Origin of the sequence: Micromonospora sp. PLK6-60 (genome assembly GCF_019890675.1) — a bacterium.
Taxonomy (GTDB): domain Bacteria; phylum Actinomycetota; class Actinomycetes; order Mycobacteriales; family Micromonosporaceae; genus Micromonospora.
On record NZ_JAIOAA010000011.1, the window covers coordinates 25,017 to 41,418 of the forward strand.

Sequence of the window (16,402 nt, forward strand, 5' to 3'; positions counted from 1 at the left end):
GGCGGGTCCGGCGGTTTGCCTACCGGCCGGTAGGGGTGAAGGTTGATACGGGGACCCCGGCGCGGGCGTCCCCGTTCTGCTGTGAACGCACCATTGGGAGGCTTGCTCGGTGATCAGCCGCATCGCCATCGTCAACCGGGGTGAGGCCGCCATGCGGCTGATCCACGCCGTCCGCGAGCTCAACGCCGAGTCCGGTGCCCCGCCGATCGAGACCATCGCGCTCTACACCGAGGCCGAGCGCGGGGCGACCTTCGTCCGCGAGGCCGACCACGGCTACTGCCTGGGTCCGGCGTCGGCGCGGCCCTACCTGGACCACCGCGTCCTCGAACGGGCGCTGCTCGACACGGGCGCGGACGCGGCGTGGGTGGGGTGGGGCTTCGTCGCCGAGGACCCGACCTTCGCCGAGCTGTGCGACAAGATCGGCGTCACCTTCATCGGCCCCAGCCCCGAGGCGATGCGGACGCTCGGTGACAAGATCGGCGCGAAGCTGATCGCCGAGGAGGTCGGCGTCCCGGTGGCGCCGTGGAGCCGGGGCGCGGTGGAGAGCCTGGCCGCGGCGAAGCGGGCGGCGGCCGAGATCGGCTACCCGCTGATGCTCAAGGCGACCGCGGGCGGTGGCGGCCGGGGCATCCGGGTGGTACGCAGCGACGACGAGCTGACCGAGGCGTACGAGCGCACCAGCCTGGAGGCCGAGCGCGCGTTCGGCAGCGGGGTGGTCTTCCTGGAGCGGCTGGTCACCGGGGCGCGGCACGTCGAGGTGCAGGTGATCGCCGACGGTCAGGGCACCGCGTGGGCGCTGGGCGTGCGGGACTGCTCGGTGCAGCGGCGCAACCAGAAGGTGATCGAGGAGTCCGCCTCGCCGGTGCTCGGCCCCGAGCAGGCCGCCGAGCTGAAGGCGGCGGCCGAGCGGCTGGCGCTGGCCGTGGACTACCGGGGCGCGGGCACGGTCGAGTTCCTCTACCACCCGGGCGACCGGCTGTTCGCCTTCTTGGAGGTCAACACCCGACTCCAGGTGGAGCACCCGATCACCGAGGCCACCACCGACTTCGACCTGGTCAAGGCCCAGATCCACGTGGCCGGCGGCGGGCGGCTCGGCGACCGGGTCCCGGCCGAGGCCGGGCACGCGGTCGAGGCCCGGCTCAACGCCGAGGACCCGGACCGGGACTTCGCGCCCGCGCCGGGCCGGATCGTGCGGCTGGCGCTGCCCAGCGGCCCGGGCGTGCGGGTGGACACCGGGGTCAGCGAGGGCGACGTGATCCCCGCCGACTTCGACTCGATGATCGCCAAGATCATCGCCTACGGGCGTACCCGCGACGAGGCGCTCGGCCGGTTGCGCCGGGCGGTCGCCGAGACCACGGTGATCATCGAGGGCGGCGCCACCAACAAGAGCTTCCTGCTCGACCTGCTCGACCAGCCCGAGGTGATCGACGCCAGCGCGGACACCGGCTGGATCGACCGGGTCCGCGCGCAGGGCCGCCTGGTCTCCACCCGCCACTCCGGCGTCGCGCTGGCCGCGGCCGCGATCGAGGCGTACGAGGACGAGGCGCTCGTGGAGCGGCAGCGGCTGCTCTCCACCGCGCACGGCGGGCGCCCGCAGGTGCAGCACACCAGCGGCCGGCCGATCGACCTGAAGCTGCGCGGCGCGACCTACCGGGTGAGCGTCGCGCAGACCGGGCCGCGCCGGTTCCGGGTCGGCATCGGCGAGACCACCACGGTCGACGCCGAGCTGGAGCGGTTCGACGAGCACACCGGCCGGCTGGTGGTCAACGGCCGGCGGTTCCGGCTGGTCACCGACACGCACGGGCCGGTGCACCTGGTCGAGGTGGACGGCATCACCCACCGGGTCAGCCGCGACGAGGGCGGCGTGCTGCGCTCCCCGGCGCCCGCGCTGGTGGTCGCCACCCCGCTGGAGGTCGGCGCCGAGGTCGAGGCGGGCGCGCCCGTGCTCGTGCTGGAGAGCATGAAGATGGAGACGGTGCTGCGCGCGCCGTTCAAGGCGAAGCTGCGGGAGTGCCTGGTCTCCGTCGGCAGCCAGGTGGAGACCGGCGCGCCGCTGCTGCGCCTGGACCCGGTCGGCGACGACGACGCCGGCCCGGCCGCCGAGACCGAGGCCGTCGACCTGGAGCTGCCCGCCGAGCCGGCCGGGCTGACCGCCGAGGCCCGGGTGGCCCGGGGCGTCGCCGACCTGCGCAGCCTGCTGCTCGGCTACGACCCCGACCCGCGCGACGGGCGCCGGGTGCTGGCCGACTACCTGGCCGCCCGGGACGAGCTGGGCCACCGCCCGCTCGACCAGGAGGTCGAGCTGCTACAGGTCTTCGCCGACCTGTCCGAGCTGAGCCGCAACCGACCGGCCGGCGAGGAGAGCCACACCGACACCCGGGTGCACAGCCCGCGGGAATACTTCCACGCCTACCTGCAGAGCCTGGACGTCGACCGCGCCGGGCTGCCGGACACCTTCCGGCACCGGCTCGCCCGGGTGCTGCACCACTACGGCGTCGACGACTTCGCGCGTACCCCCGCGCTGGAGGACGCCGTGTTCCGGATCTTCCTCGCCCAGCAGCGGGCCTCGGCCGACGTCTCGGTGATCGTCACCTTCCTCCAGCGGTGGCTGACCGAGCCGCTGCCCGGCAACGGGCTGCGCGAACTGGTCGGGCAGGCGCTGGAGCACCTGATCTCCGCCACCCAGCTGCGCTTCCCGGTGGTCGGCGACCTGGCCCGCAGCATCGTGTTCCGCTGGGCGGCCCAGCCGATGCTGCGCCGCAAGCGGGCCGAGGTGTACGCGGCGGTCCGCGCCCACCTGCGCCACCTCGACCTGAACCCCGAGGCGGCCGACCGGGCCGAGCGGATCGCGACCATGGTCGCCTCGCCCGAGCCGCTGGTGCGGCTGCTCGGCCAGCGCATCGGCAAGCCGGGCGCCGACCACGGCCCGATGCTGGAGGTGCTCAGCCGCCGCTACTACGGCAACCGTGGCGCGGGCGACGCGCGCTGCGTCGAGGTCGCCGGGCACACCTTCTTCACCGCCGGGTACGACCTCGACGGCGAGCGGTTCCGGCTGGTCGCCGCCGCCACCGACTTCGCGGGGTTGCCCACGGCGCTGGCCGAGGTCGCCGGGCTGGCCGCGGCGGACACGGTCGCCGACGTCTACCTGACCTGGAGCGACCAGCCCGACGTGGACGCGATGGCCGGCACCCTGCGGGAGATCATCGACCGGGCCGGGCTGCTGGACGCGCTCCAGCGGGTCACGGTCACGGTCGCCGGCCGCACCGGCGCCGAGGTGCACCACCACTTCACCTTCCGCCCCGGCCAAGGCGAGGACCGGGTCATCCGCGGGCTGCACCCGCGGATCGCCCAGCGGCTGCAACTGCCGCGGCTGCGCCACTTCGACCTGACCCGGCTGCCGTCGGCCGACGAGGAGGTCTACCTCTTCCACGCCGTCGCCCCGGACAACCCGGCCGACGAGCGGCTGGCCGCGATGGCCCAGGTCCGCGACCTGACCCCGCTGCGCGACGCCGAGGGCCGGATCCTCGCGCTGCCCGCCGTCGAGGGCGCCCTCGACGCGTGTCTCGACGCGATCCGCAAAGTGCAGGCGCAGCGGCCGGCGCGCAAGCGGTTCGACACCAACCGGATCACCATCTACGTCTGGCCGCCGAACGACCTCAGCATCGAGGACCTGAACGCGGTGGCCCAGCGGGTGCTGCCCACCACGTCCGGCGCGGGCCTGGAGGAGGTGCTGTTCCTCGGCCGGCAGCCCGACGCCGCCACCGGCGCGGTGACCGACATCGCGGTCCGGGTCTCCTACGACGCGGGCATGCGCATCTCCGTCGACGCGCCGACGGCCGAGCCGGTCCAGCCGCTCGACGACTACCGGCAGAAGGTGCTCTCGGCGCGGCGGCGCGGCACCACCTACCCGTACGAGCTGACCGGGATGCTGGCCGGCCCGCAGGGCACCTTCACCGAGTACGACCTGGACGACAGCGGCGCGCTGGTGCCGGTCGAGCGGCCGAAGGGGCGCAACACCGCGGGCATCGTCGCCGGGGTGGTGAGCACCCCGACCGAGCGCTATCCCGAGGGGGTCACCCGGGTGGTGCTGCTCGGCGACCCGACCCGGGCGCTGGGCGCGCTGGCCGAGCCGGAGTGCGCGCGGGTCATCGCCGCGCTCGACCTGGCCGAGCGGATGCGGGTGCCGATCGACTGGTTCGCGCTGTCGGCGGGCGCGCGCATCTCGATGAGCTCGGGCACCGAGAACATGGACTGGGTGGCCGCCGCGCTCAAGCGGATCGTGCAGTTCACCCAGGCCGGCGGCGAGATCAACATCGTGGTCGCCGGGATCACCGTGGGCGCCCAGCCGTACTGGAACGCCGAGGCCACCATGCTCATGCACACCAAGGGCATCCTGGTGATGACCCCGGATTCGGCGATGGTGCTGACCGGCAAGCAGTCGCTGGACTTCTCCGGCGGCGTGTCGGCCGAGGACAACTTCGGCATCGGCGGCTACGACCGGGTGATGGGCCCCAACGGCCAGGCCCAGTACTGGGCGCCGGACCTGCCGGCCGCCCGCGACGTGCTGATGGCCCACCACGACCACACGTACGTCGCGCCGGGGGAGACCCTGCCCCGCCGGGCGGTCACCGCCGACCCGGTCGACCGGGACATCTCCGGCTACCCGCACGCCGTGCCGGACAGCGACTTCACCACCGTCGGCGAGATCTTCTCCCGGGAGCGCAACCCGGACCGGAAGAAGGCCTTCGACATCCGTACGCTGATGCGGGCCCTGGCCGACCAGGACCACCCGGTCCTGGAGCGCTGGGCGGGCATGGCCGACGCGGAGACCGCCGTCGTGCAGGACGTACACCTCGGTGGGCTGCCGGTGTGCCTGCTCGGCATCGAGTCCCGGTCGGTGCCGCGGCGGGGGTTCCCGCCCACCGACGGCCCGGACACCTACACCGCCGGCACGCTGTTCCCGCGCTCGTCGAAGAAGGCCGCGCGGGCGATCAACGCCGCCAGCGGGAACCGGCCGCTGGTGGTGCTGGCGAACCTGTCCGGCTTCGACGGCTCGCCCGAGTCGATGCGGCAGTTGCAACTGGAGTACGGGGCGGAGATCGGCCGGGCCATCGTCAACTTCGACGGACCGATTGTGTTCTGCGTGATCTCGCGGTACCACGGTGGCGCGTTCGTGGTCTTCTCCAAGGCGCTCAACCCGAACATGACGGTGCTCGCCGTGGAGGGCTCGTTCGCCTCCGTCATCGGCGGGGCGCCGGCCGCGGCCGTGGTGTTCGCCGGCGACGTCAACGCGCGTACCGCTAAGGACCCGCGGGTGGCCGACCTGCAGGCCCGGGTCAACGCGGCGACCGGCGCGGAGCGGGCGGCGCTGGTCACCCAGCTCGTGGACGTCCGGGCGAACGTCCGGGCGGAGAAGCTGGGCGAGGTGGCCGCCGAGTTCGACGCGGTGCACAGCATCCAGCGCGCGGTCGAGGTCGGCTCGGTGGACGCCATCGTCCGGCCCGAGGAGCTGCGCCCGCAGATCATCGCCGCCGTCGAGCGGGGCCTGGAACGGGCGTGACCCGACCGGATGCCCGCGCGGCGTCCGCCTGACAGCGGCGCTGGCCTGGTGGTGCTCCCACCAGGCCAGCGCCGTGTCGGGCCGGGTCGTGCTGGGTCGCGTCGTGTCTGGCCGTGCCGGCTGGGCTTCGGCGGGGCTTCGGCGTGTCCCGACCGCCACCGGACACCCGGCCCGCAGCCTTTGCTCTGCTGCCCTGTCCGCAACACAACGGCCCGGTTTCTGTTGCGCCGGCGTGAGCAGAGCAAAGGCGGCGCGCGGGGGTGTCGCCGCCGCCGACGGTGCAGGGCGGTTGACCTTCGACCTGGTTGAGCCCGCAGGATCACCGCGTCAGCCGATCGGCGATCAACGGGAGTGACGATGGATCTCGGCAATCCGGTGCTTCAGCTCTGCCAGGACGGGATGCGGGCAGAGGCGCAGGGGCGACCGGCCGCCGCGCGGGCGCTGTTCGAGCAGGCGTGGGCGAGGCGTGTCGACGACTACGACGCCTGCGTCGCGGCGCACTATCTGGCCCGGCAGCAGGACGACCCGGGGGAGGTCCTGCGGTGGAACCAGGACGCGCTGCGGCATGCCGACGCCGTCGGCGACGAACGGGTCGCCGCGCTCTATCCCTCGCTCCACGTGGCGGTGGCGATGGCCAACGAGCGGCTGGGCGACCCGGTCGCCGCGCGTGCCGCCTTCGCGCAGGCGGCCGAGCGGGTCGGCGCGTTGCCGGCCGACGCGTACGGCGAGCAACTCCGTTCGGCCATCATTGAGGGGCTTCGCCGGCTGAGCTGACGGGCCGCTACCTGATCGCGCTGCCGGCGTCCGGCGTCCGCGTCTTGCTCCAGCGGCGCCAGCTGGTCCACCGGCGGCGGCGCCAGGGGGTCGCCGCGTACGCGATCAGGCCCGTGGCGAGCAGTGTGACGCTCAGCAGGAGGCTGGGTAGGTCGTCGGCCGGCCGGGCGCTGAACTCCCACCACCGGTACTGCTGGTTCTCGGCGTACCCCCAGTACGACAGCACGATGGCCACTGTCGACGGCAGCACCCAGGCCAGCCGCCAGCCCAGGAATGCTCCACCGGCCAGGGCCAGCCCGAACCAGGCGATCCACGACCGTGCCATGATCCCGAGGATCTCCGGGCGCAGCACGACGGCACAGCTGCCCAGGAAGATCACCGCAGAGCCGGCACCCAGGCCGGCGAGGTAGAGCCGCTGCATGGCACGGAACCGCCGGGTGGCCACCAGCTCCAGGTTGGCAAGGGGGCTGTGCAGGGCGAGGACCGGCAGTACGGCGACGCCCATGGTGAGCATGCGCCAGACCGGGACCGTCGCCCTGCCGTCCGACACCGCTGTCGGGATGGGCGTTTCGACCAGACCGAACCAGGCGGCCAGTGCGCCGGAGAGGACGGTGACGGCCAGTACGGTCCGGACCGACCGCACGGTGAGGAACAGCCGGACCGGGAGCCTCTGCCCGGAGACCTCAGCGTCGTGTCGGACAGTAACGCCCACGGAGTTCGTTCACCTCTCCCTCAGCCCATCGGAACTGAGCGGCGCGAGACGGGTTTCCGGCGACCGCCCGTCCCTCGGCCCATGCCTGCTGCATCTGGGCGGGTGCGTTGGTGTGGGAGTTGGGACTACCTCCGCCGGCCAGGAACACCTCAAGCCACGCGTCGAGGGCCCAGAGTCGGGGCTCGTCCGACGAGGTGATCCGCTGCCAGTCGCATCCTTCGTCCTGGTACCCGAAGGTCGATGCGCTGATCGAGGTGCCGATGTCACCGGCATAGGACCACGGACTGCCCTCGAGGATGTAGAAGATCGGCGGTCCCTCCTCGTAACCGAGGTACTCCTTCCCGTCCGGCCCGATGTACCGGGTCTTCTGGAGCCCGACCTCGTTGATCCGTGACGGCCGGACGAAGGCGTCGGGCAGCAGATCGATCCGTGCGTTGAGGGCGCGTAGCTGGGGCAGGTATTTCTCGTGCTCCGGCCAGATGCACAGGGTCGCCGACCCTTGGACACAGGTCACCCTGGTCCCCGGCGGTTTCCGGTCGGCCACCACGTCGGTGCCGAGCATGACCACCACGAGTGGCAGAGCCACCGGGACCAGCAGCCACGTTCGCCGCCGGACCGGTCCCGAGGCGGCTGCGGCGGGCAGCCACAGCAGGACCAGGATCAGCGCCACGATCGACCCCAACCGCAGCGCCAAAGGCAACGGGTCGACCGCCACCTCAGGTCGGCCGGAGATCACGACGGACCCGTCGCGGTCCAGCAAGGTGGTCAGGAACAGGAACCCCAACGTCGCCGCGAGCGGCGCGAAGACGGGTCCGAACAGCTGGCCGCATGCCCAACCCAGCGCGACCGACGTCAGAATCGTGAAGAGACCGAGCAGGAGGTACCCCAGCCAGAGGTGGACGCCCGGCGGGAAGGTCCGAGCGGTGACGGCGAACGCCGTCGCCTGACCGATCAGATAGGGGATCAGCAGGACGATGACGGTGGCGCCGAGGCGGTGGGCCTCCGACACCATCGGCGGGACCCGCGCCGCCCGCACCTGTTCCGTGAGCCCGTGTCGCTGGGACGCGCCCGCCGACCAGGCTGCCGCGCCCGCGCCGACGATGCCCAGCAGGTACGCGGGCACCTGCGCCGCGGCGCCGGTCTCGGGCCAGACGCCGATCCAGTGCCGGTTCCGCAGGAACAGCACGGCCAGGTCGATGACGACGAATGCCGGCAGTGCCCAGCGGATCGGTGAGGTACGCAGATGCAGCCAGACCGTACTCACAGTTTCTGCTCTCCCTCGGGCAGCAGGTGCATGTACGCCCGTTCCAGTGGGGAGTGACCGGGAAGGCCGTCGTGGGCCAGCGCCGCCAACTCGGCGACCGTGCCGTCGAACCTGGCCGCGCCGCCGTTCATCACGATCACCCGGTCACAGACTGCCCCGACATCGTCGATGAGATGGGTGCTGAGCACCACGACCGTGTCGTCGAGCCCCGAGATGATCTTCCGAAACTGCAGCCGCTGACGCGGGTCCAGGCCGACCGTGGGTTCGTCGAGCAGCACCAGTCGCGGGCGCCCCACGATCGCCCAGGCGATGCCGGCACGCCTGCGCATGCCGCCCGAAAGGCTGCGCATCCGGGACTTCCGCAGCTCGGTGAGGTCGACCATCTCCAACGCCTCATCGACCACCCGGTGCCACTGGCCGGACGGCACCCCGCGCAACCAGGCCGCATATGTCACGAAGTCGGCGACCTTCATCTGCGGGTCGAAGCCGAAGTCCTGCGGCAGGTAGCCGATCCGGTCGCGGACCCGGCGCGCCGACCGCTCGCCGGCTATCTCAATCTCATCGATGCGGATCACGCCGTTGCGCGGCGGCATGACGGTGGCCAACGTACGGAGCAGGGTCGTCTTGCCCGCCCCGTTGGGACCCAGTAGCGCGGTTATGCCCGGTCGCAGCGTGACGCTGAGATTGTCGATGACGGTGGTGGTCCCGTAGCCCTGGGCCAGCGCCTCTAGCACGACACTCATGGAGCGACTCTCATTTCACGAACACGCGAGGCGAAGGAACACGGGCGCCTGACCCGCGCTCCTTCGCCGCACTGCTGGGATGGATCAGTTGTAGTCGTAGGTGATCCAACCGTTGCTGGCGCTGAACGTGCAGTCGGTCCCACTGTAGGTGGCGGTGCTGCCCGCGGAGCGGACCTTCCGCATGCTCTTGTCAACCTGCTTTGAGCACGCGACGCCGGAATAGTAGGCACCGGCGTTCTTCGCACCCGGCGAGGAGCACTTCTGTGCCTAGGCCGTGTTCCACCACTCGGTGTAGCAGTTGAAGACCTTCGTGGACGTGCCGGCAGCGGCCGCAGGTGCGGTGGCGGTGAGCCCGACCGCGCCGCCGGCGAGCAAGCCCAGCACGGCTACCTGGACGATCCGCTTTCCTGCCAGCCACGACCGTGGCGAACCCTGAGATGTGCGCACAAGCCCTCCTAGGCTCGGTGAACAAGAGGCACCGCGAAACACCTTCGCGGCACGCCGCTCCCCAGCCTTGGCGCAGGCTCATACTAGGGAGCGACGATCACCGCAGCAACCCTCGGTGCGCACTCGGTCATCCTTGGTGTCTGTCTGATGTGGATTGATCCGGCTCAGTGGTGCCTCGCGTGCGGGACTGTGGCCGGCGTCAGCCGTCGCGGGGCTCGACCTCCAGCAGGTCCCCGGGGGTGCAGCCCAGCGCGTCACAGAGGGCGGTGAGGGTGGAGAAGCGAATGGCCCGGGCGCGCCCGTTCTTCAGCACCGAGAGGTTGACCACGCTCACGCCGACCTGCGCGGAGAGTTCGACCAGGGTCAGGCCGCGGGCGGCGAGCAGCCGATCGAGGCGGACGGTGACCCGATGACCGGGCTCCTCCGGCGTCGGGGCCATCACACCAGCCCGTCGACGTCGGCGCGCAGTCGTACGCCCTGCCGGAACACCTCGGCGAGCAGCAGGACGATCGCCCCGATCGCCAGCGGCGCGACGGAGAAGGAGAAGGCCACGTCGACGACGCCCGCGGCGGCGGACCGGGCGATGACGGCCTTGTCGGCGGCGTAGCCGAGCAGTTGGACGGCGCTGCCGCCGACCGCCACCAGCAGGCCGATGAGGACTATCCGGCGGGCGTTGACGGCGGTGAACACCTCGGCGGCCGGCATCGTGCGCACGATCCGGCGCAGCAGCCAGAGCACGGCCAGGATCAACGCCTGCGCGGCGAGGTCGGGCCCGGCGAGGCGGAGCCGGTCGGGCCAGCCGGGCTCCAGGATCGACAGCACCATCGTTGGTGTCGCCAGCTCGACCGGCGGCAGTCCGGTGACCGCGTCCCGGGTGCCGTCGGCGGTGTCCTGCCAGGCGAAGACCGGGTGGGTGGCGGGGACCGCCGCCTGCCAGCGGGCGGCGAACCCGTCGTCCGGCCGCACGGTCACGGTCTGCGCGGGCTGGGGCGTGAGCATCGGGGCCAGGCCCCGGCCCAGTTCCAGGCCGGCCGGGCCGAGCACGGTCGGCCACACGCCGAGGACGAGCACGGCCGCGGCAGCCGCGCCGGTCAGCGCGAGGAGCAGTCGGACGCTCGCGTTCACGGTCGTGTTCACCACTGGCCCCCATATCGTCTTTCGTTATGTGCCCGTAGCGTGCGTAACGAAAGTCGATATGTCAAGGAGCGCCGTCAATATCGATTGCGGTGACCCGACGACCGGCATACCGTTGCGGCACCAGATCGACGAGCCGGTCCCCGAGGGAGCATGCCGTGACGCAGCGCACCAGCACCGAACCCACGCGGTCGTTGCCGCGCGGCGGTGGCCTGCCCTGCGCCGACGAGCGCACCCGGGCCGGCCGGGCCCGCCGGTGGTATCGGCGGCCAGGGTGGTGGCGCGACTAGCGCCGAGCGCGATCCACGCGCAGCCGCCCGCCCCCACCGCAGGGACCGGGCGGCTTCTTCGTCACCGGGTTCCCACGCACCCACCCCGTACGACCACCCCTATCGAGGAGACGACGATGGGTTACACCCCGCTGCCCGGCACCCGTGCGCCGGTGCGGGTCTGGACCGACCCGTACACGATCGAGGAGCAGGCGGCCCGGCAGCTGCGCAACATCGGTTCCCTGCCCTGGGTGCAGGGCGTGGCCGTGATGCCCGACGTGCACTTCGGCAAGGGCGCCACGGTCGGCTCGGTGATCGCGATGCGGCAGGCGGTCTCGCCCGCCGCGGTCGGCGTGGACATCGGCTGCGGCATGTCCGCCGTGCGCACCTCGCTCACCGCCGACGACCTGCCCGACGACCTGAAGTCGCTGCGTACGGCGATCGAGGCGGCCATCCCGGTCGGCTTCGCCAAGCACGACCACCCGGTCGACCCGCGCCGGGTCCGCGGCCTGGAGCAGCGCGGCTGGGACGCCTTCTGGACCGGCTTCGACGACCTGGACCGGCGGGTGGCGCAGCTGGAGAGCCGGGCCCGGCACCAGCTCGGCACCCTCGGCGGCGGCAACCACTTCATCGAGGTCTGCCTGGAGCAGGGCGGCCCGGACGCCGGGCGGGTGTGGCTGATGCTGCACTCCGGGTCCCGCAACATCGGCAAGGAGCTGGCCGAGCGGCACATGGCGGTGGCCCGCGGGCTGCCGCACAACACCGGCCTGCCCGACCGCGACCTGGCGGTGTTCCTCGCCGGCACTCCGGAGATGGACGCCTACCGCCGGGACCTGTGGTGGGCCCAGGAGTACGCGCGGCGCAACCGGGCGGTCATGCTCGCCCTGCTCTGCGGCGTGGTGCGGGACGCGTTTCCGCAGGTGGCGTACGACGAGCCGATCTCCTGCCACCACAACTACGTTGCCGAGGAGAGCTACGACGGGGTGGAGCTGCTGGTGACCCGCAAGGGGGCGATCCGGGCCGGCAAGGGTGACCTGGGCATCATCCCCGGCTCGATGGGCACCGGCTCGTACATCGTGCGCGGCCGGGGCAACCCGGAGGCGTACCACTCGGCGTCGCACGGCGCCGGGCGGCGGATGTCGCGGGGGCAGGCGAAGCGGACGTACAGCACCGCCGACCTGGCCGCGCAGACCGCCGGGGTGGAGTGCCGCAAGGACGCCGGGGTGGTCGACGAGATCCCCGGCGCGTACAAGGACATCACCGAGGTGATGGCCCAGCAGGACGACCTGGTCGAGGTGGTCGCCCACCTCAAGCAGGTGGTCTGCGTCAAGGGGTGACCCCGCCGGCGCCCGCGGGGGGCGGGCGCCGACGGGTCACCGGGTCAGCTCTCCGCCGGGGACAGCACCACCTGCCAGGCCCCGGTGAGGTGCTCGGGTACGACCTCGACGACCACCTGGTCACCCGGGCGCGGGTCGAGCCCGAACTCGCGCTTCCACCCGCCGCCCTGGTCGCCGTACATGCCGTTGCCGCGGCAGTAGTAGTCCCACCACTCGCCGGTGGTGATCTCCACGCCGTTGACCCGCAGGTGCAGCAGCCCGGGCGTCTGGGCGACCATGTCGACCGACTGGAGCGTCCGCCAGGTCAGGGTGCGCCGCACCGGCCGGGTCGGGTCGGCGGCGTCGGCGCGGATGATGACGGCGTCCGGGCAGACCGCCTCGGTGCAGCCGGCCGGCAGCATCTGGTCGAGCGCGCCGAGCGGTCCGAACGGCCGGGGCGGTAGCGGATACCTGTCGAACGGGATCCGCTCGCCGATCGCCAGCCCCACCGTCGCCGTCACCGAGGCGGTGGCGGAACCCGCCGCCTCGGTGACGGTCATGACGAAGGTGACGGGCCGGCCGACCACCACGCCCAGTCCGTCCCACTTCGACGGACGGTTGGCGCCGGCGTTCCCGCAGCTGCCGCTGACCAGCGGGTGGCCGTTGACCCGTACCGTGTGCTCCAGCGTCACCTCCACGCCGACGTCGGTGCAGCGGGTGAAGACGACCAGGTCGAGCGTGCGGGGCACCATCGTCAGCTCGATGCGGCGCTCCGCCAGCGGGGCCGACGTGGCCGCGACGACGCGCGCGCCCTCGGCGTACTCGGGAAAGCCCTCGATGGTGCGGTCCGGGCTGGTCGCCGGGGTGGGCGTGCCGTCCGCGCCCGGGCCGGGCGCGACGGCCGCGGCCACCCCGGCGAGGGCGAGCACCGCGCAGGCGGACCAGGCCGCGAACCGGCGCCGCCGCCGCGCGACCACCTTGGCGCGTACGCCGTGCAGCCGCACCTGGTGCAGGACGTGCTCGCCGGAGCCGTCGGAGCGCTCGTCGAGCACCTGCTTGAGGTCGGTCAGGTCCATCCCAGCATCCCTTCCGGAGCCAGCGTCTCGTCGAGCCGCAGCTTGGCCACGGCCCGGCTGGCCTGGCTCTTGACCGTGCCGACCGAGCAGCCGAGGACGTCGGCGATCTCGGCCTCGGAGAGGTCCTCGAAATACCGCAGCACGAGCACGGCGCGCTGCCGGCGGGGCAGCCGCCCCAACGCCCGCCAGAGCCGGTCCCGGTCGTCGAGCCCGGCGTGCGGGTCACGGTGACCGGCCACCTCGGGCAGCTCGGCGGTGGGCACCTCACCCCGCCACCGGCGCCGCCACGCCGAGGCGTACGCGTTGACGAGGATCCGCCGCACGTACGGTTCCGGGTCGCCGTCGATGCGCCGCCACACCTCCCAGGCCCGCGCCAGCGCCGTCTGCAACAGGTCCTCGGCCGCCGCCCAGTCCCGGGTGAGCAGGTACGCGGTGCGTAACAGCCGCGGTGAGCGGGTCACGACGAAATCGTCGAAGCCCTCCGGTGTGATCACGTGCCCGCCCTCCTGCCACGTCGGTCACGGGTAGTACCGGCTGGCCCTGGAAAAGGTTGCCTCACCCGCCAGGACGGTTAGGGCCTGTTTCATAAGAACTGGCCGGCCTGCGGCGGGCCCGGGCGACGACCGGCGGCGTTGCGGTTTCGTCCGGATACAACACCGGTATCCGGACGAAACCGCGCCTTGCCGGACCGCCGCCCGGACTCCGCCTCGGCTCGACCGCCCTTATGAAACAGGCCCTAGTTCATTCGGAGGCGGGCGCGGATCCGGCCGGCCAGCGCCGCCTGGTCGTCGTCGTCGACCGCGAGCACGCCGTGCTCGGCCATCAGCGCGGGGAACTGCTGCCGGTGGTAGGGCACGCCCGGGGGCAGCGGCGCTACGTGCCAGTGCAGGTGGGCGTTGCCCTGCTGGCTGCCGAGGCTCAGCGCGTACATCCGCTCGGTCGGCACGGTCGCCTCGACGGCGGTGGCGACGGCGTGCACGACGGCCTGGAACCGCAGGAACTCGTCCCGGGCCATCCCGTGCACCCAGCTCTCGATGTGCCGCTTCGGCGCGACCAGGCAGTAGCCGAGCAGCGTCGGGTGGCGGGCCAGGAACGCGACCGTGTCGTCGTCCTCGTGCACCAGGTGGTGCCGGTAGTCGGGGTCACCGCGCAGGAAGGCGCAGACGAAGCAGGGCCCGTCGCGCACGCGGCGCGCGTACCCGTCGAGGTCGAAGGCCGTCCGCTCCGGTGGGCCGCTCACTGCCGCAGCATAGGCGCGGGTAGGCCGTCAGCGCCCGCCGCGCTTCGGCAGCAACAGCTCCTCGTGGTCGAGTTCCCGTTCCAGGACGCGCAGCCCCTCGTCGGGCAGCCGGCCGGCGTCGCGCCAGCGCAGCAGCTCCTCCCGCTGCGCCTCGATGGCGGCCCGGCGGATGCGCAACGCCGCCTCGTACTCCGGTGAGGTGGGCACCTCGGTCGACTCGGCCTGCTGGAGCAGGTCGAGCCGGCCCCGGTAGCGGGCCAGCCGGGCCCGCAGCTGGGCGCGGGTGGTGTCGACGGCCGGGGCCTGGTCCGGCTCGTCGGCGACCAGCTCGTCCAGGCGGGCCAGGGCCGCCTCGACGGCCGCCGAGCGGGCCTCGTTGCGCACCCGGGCCTGGTCGGTCGCGTCGGCGCGCAGGCCCAGCGCCCGCACCAGCGGGGCGAACGTCAGGCCCTGCCCGACGAGGGTCACCAGCACCACCACGAACGTGCAGAACAGCAGGAGGTTGCGGTCGGGGAAGGGGGCCCCGCTGTCGGTGGTCAGCGGCAGGGTGAAGATCGCGGCGAGGCTGATCACGCCCCGGGTGCCGGACCAGCTCAGCGCCGTCACCTCCCGGGCGGTGAGCCGGCGGGCGTTGCGCTCGGCCAACGCGGCCTGCCGCGCGCCGGCGGCCTCGTCGAGGTCGTCGTCGGAGGCGCCGCCGAGCCGGGTGTGCAACGACCGGGGCAGCGACTGGGTCAGCACCAGCCACGCCGGGCGCAGCAGCAGCACCACGCCGACCGACACCGCGACCGCGATGACCACTGTCGACGTGTCGTACTCGCGCAGGCCGCCGACCACGGCGGGCAACTGCTGGCCGATCAGCAGGAAGACGAACCCTTCGAGCAGGAAGTCGACCAGCCGCCACACCGCGGTGGTCTGCAACCGGCTGGCGCCCGAGGAGAGCCGGGGCGCGTGGTGACCGACGATCAGCCCGGCGGTCACCACGGCGAGCACGCCGGAGACGTGCAGCTCCTCGCCCAGCAGGTAGGCCAGGAACGGGGTCGCCAGCGAGACGGCGTTGGCCAGCAGCGGGTCCGAGGTGAGCGGCCGGGCCAGCCGGACGGCCCAGGCGACCGCCGCGCCCACCGCGACCCCGCCCGCCGCGACGACCACGAACGTGCCCGCGGCCGAGGCGTAGGAGAACGTCCCGCCGACCGCCGCGGCGACGGCGACGCTGAGGATGGTCAGCGCCGTGGCGTCGTTGAGCAGCCCCTCGCCCTGGATGATGGTGACCAGCTTGGGCGGCAGGTTGACCCGGCGGCCCACCGCCAGCGCGGCCACCGGGTCGGGTGGCGCGACCGCGGCGCCGACCGCGATCCCGGCGGCCAGCGTCGCCCCGGCGACGAACAGGTGGAAGCCGATCCCCACCAGCACGGCGGTGAGCAGGACCAGCACCACCGACAGGCTGACCACGATGCGCAGGTTGCGGCGGATGCCGAGCAACGACGAGTCCAGCGCCGCGCTGTAGAGCAGCGGCGGCAACACCACCAGCAGCACGAATTCGGGATCGAGGCTGATGTTGGGCCCGGGCAGCAGCGCGTACCCGATGCCGATCAGCGGCAGCAGCGCTGCCGCCGGCAGACCCGTCCGCGCCGCCACCCACCGCACGGCGACGATCACCGCGACGGCGGCGAGCACGAACAGCAACATCGCCTGGAGAGTCACCGGGCGAGCCTATCCGCCGTGGGGGCTGATCGATCTTGCGGCGTCCGGGACCGGGCGAACTTCAAGATTCCCTCAACTGTGCACGTCAATGCCCATCCGGACGCATCCACGCCGATACTCTCCGGGCACCTGAGCGGAGAGCACCACGGCAGACCGCCACAAG

At 72.7% G+C, this 16,402-nt stretch carries 12 protein-coding genes; 3 read left to right on the plus strand and 9 right to left on the minus strand.

The genetic code is table 11. The annotated features are described in order from the left end of the window. Positions 1-109: 109 nt before the first annotated feature. Positions 110-5,560: a biotin carboxylase N-terminal domain-containing protein gene (locus tag K7640_RS20305; RefSeq protein WP_222956449.1), complete on the plus strand. Its 5,451-nt coding sequence runs from the start codon at positions 110-112 to the stop codon at positions 5,558-5,560. A 357-nt stretch (positions 5,561-5,917) separates the two neighbouring features. Beyond that, entirely contained in the window at positions 5,918-6,334 is a 417-nt protein-coding gene (locus tag K7640_RS20310) for a hypothetical protein (protein ID WP_222956450.1), read from the plus strand. 7 nt (positions 6,335-6,341) lie between these two features. Here the strand turns inward: K7640_RS20310 and K7640_RS20315 are convergent, their stop codons facing one another. From K7640_RS20315 to K7640_RS20335, 5 genes are all read right to left on the minus strand, one after another. Beyond that, positions 6,342-7,046: a hypothetical protein gene (locus K7640_RS20315; protein ID WP_222956451.1), complete on the minus strand. Its 705-nt coding sequence runs from the start codon at positions 7,044-7,046 to the stop codon at positions 6,342-6,344. After that, on the minus strand, positions 7,018-8,310 hold the full coding sequence (locus K7640_RS20320; RefSeq protein WP_222956452.1) for a hypothetical protein: 1,293 nt from the start codon (positions 8,308-8,310) through the stop codon (positions 7,018-7,020). Before K7640_RS20320 ends, K7640_RS20315 begins: the two co-directional genes overlap by 29 nt. Beyond that, a complete protein-coding gene (locus tag K7640_RS20325) occupies positions 8,307-9,053 on the minus strand; it encodes an ATP-binding cassette domain-containing protein (protein ID WP_222956453.1) in 747 nt (248 codons plus the stop codon). Before K7640_RS20325 ends, K7640_RS20320 begins: the two co-directional genes overlap by 4 nt. 646 nt (positions 9,054-9,699) lie before the next feature. Next, entirely contained in the window at positions 9,700-9,939 is a 240-nt protein-coding gene (locus K7640_RS20330) for a helix-turn-helix transcriptional regulator (protein ID WP_222956454.1), read from the minus strand. Continuing rightward, complete coding sequence (locus tag K7640_RS20335; RefSeq protein ID WP_308042619.1) at positions 9,939-10,637, minus strand: DUF2975 domain-containing protein; 699 nt, start codon at positions 10,635-10,637, stop codon at positions 9,939-9,941. The genes K7640_RS20330 and K7640_RS20335 overlap by 1 nt, the downstream gene beginning before the upstream one ends. 403 nt (positions 10,638-11,040) lie before the next feature. Between K7640_RS20335 and K7640_RS20340 the strand changes: the two genes are divergently transcribed. Beyond that, entirely contained in the window at positions 11,041-12,240 is a 1,200-nt protein-coding gene (locus tag K7640_RS20340; protein WP_222956455.1) for an RtcB family protein, read from the plus strand. Positions 12,241-12,284: 44 nt separating this feature from the next. On the opposite strand, the gene K7640_RS20345 is transcribed toward K7640_RS20340, so the two are convergent. From K7640_RS20345 to K7640_RS20360, 4 genes are all read right to left on the minus strand, one after another. Beyond that, positions 12,285-13,295, minus strand: a complete 1,011-nt coding sequence (locus K7640_RS20345; protein ID WP_222956456.1) for a hypothetical protein — start codon at positions 13,293-13,295, stop codon at positions 12,285-12,287. Next, on the minus strand, positions 13,286-13,789 hold the full coding sequence (locus K7640_RS20350) for a SigE family RNA polymerase sigma factor (protein ID WP_222956457.1): 504 nt from the start codon (positions 13,787-13,789) through the stop codon (positions 13,286-13,288). Before K7640_RS20350 ends, K7640_RS20345 begins: the two co-directional genes overlap by 10 nt. A 242-nt stretch (positions 13,790-14,031) precedes the next feature. Further along, the gene (locus tag K7640_RS20355) at positions 14,032-14,535 is read right to left on the minus strand and encodes an HIT family protein (RefSeq protein ID WP_222956458.1); all 504 of its coding nucleotides are present in this window, start codon (positions 14,533-14,535) and stop codon (positions 14,032-14,034) included. A 27-nt stretch (positions 14,536-14,562) separates the two neighbouring features. Beyond that, entirely contained in the window at positions 14,563-16,224 is a 1,662-nt protein-coding gene (locus K7640_RS20360; RefSeq protein ID WP_222956584.1) for a Na+/H+ antiporter, read from the minus strand. Positions 16,225-16,402 lie beyond the last annotated feature (178 nt).

Coding starts and splice junctions, on each gene's coding strand:
- K7640_RS20330 (WP_222956454.1), bottom strand. CDS start 9,939: ATGGCCCCGACGCCGGAGGAGCCCGGTCATCGGGTCACCGTCCGCCTC.
- K7640_RS20325 (WP_222956453.1), bottom strand. CDS start 9,053: ATGAGTGTCGTGCTAGAGGCGCTGGCCCAGGGCTACGGGACCACCACC.
- K7640_RS20345 (WP_222956456.1), bottom strand. CDS start 13,295: ATGGACCTGACCGACCTCAAGCAGGTGCTCGACGAGCGCTCCGACGGC.
- K7640_RS20310 (WP_222956450.1), top strand. CDS start 5,918: ATGGATCTCGGCAATCCGGTGCTTCAGCTCTGCCAGGACGGGATGCGG.
- K7640_RS20340 (WP_222956455.1), top strand. CDS start 11,041: ATGGGTTACACCCCGCTGCCCGGCACCCGTGCGCCGGTGCGGGTCTGG.
- K7640_RS20360 (WP_222956584.1), bottom strand. CDS start 16,224: ATGTTGCTGTTCGTGCTCGCCGCCGTCGCGGTGATCGTCGCCGTGCGG.